The organism is Pseudomonas sp. HY2-MNA-CIBAN-0224 (genome assembly GCF_040310285.1).
Lineage (GTDB): Bacteria > Pseudomonadota > Gammaproteobacteria > Pseudomonadales > Pseudomonadaceae > Aquipseudomonas > Aquipseudomonas helleri.
The window spans coordinates 1-241 of record NZ_JBEOPQ010000853.1 but is presented as its reverse complement, the minus strand read 5'-3'; the positions used below and the strand labels follow the sequence as shown (position 1 = coordinate 241).

Here is a 241-nt window from a genome sequence, read left to right as displayed (position 1 = left end):
ATTGCGGGTGATCCCTTGGGTGGCTAATGCCATGTCGACGGTGTCGATGGTAAAGTCTTTTAAGCTGACTAACGCATGTGACGCTTTACCGTAATGTTCCAGGGTTAGCTGTTGCAGTATGGGGTGATCTTTGCGGCAAATAAGCGAAAAACCTTCATGACAAATTAAGCTACTGCGTATGTCTTTATGGGTTGGCATCAGCACGTCGATAACAATATCTAAGCTCTGCTGAGCCAATGAG

1 protein-coding gene is annotated in these 241 nt (G+C 46.1%); it reads right to left on the bottom strand.

The window, feature by feature from the left end:
• A partial coding sequence (locus tag AAEZ03_RS28685) for a type 2 periplasmic-binding domain-containing protein (RefSeq protein ID WP_350583379.1) occupies window positions 1-241 on the bottom strand: 241 nt, incomplete at both ends.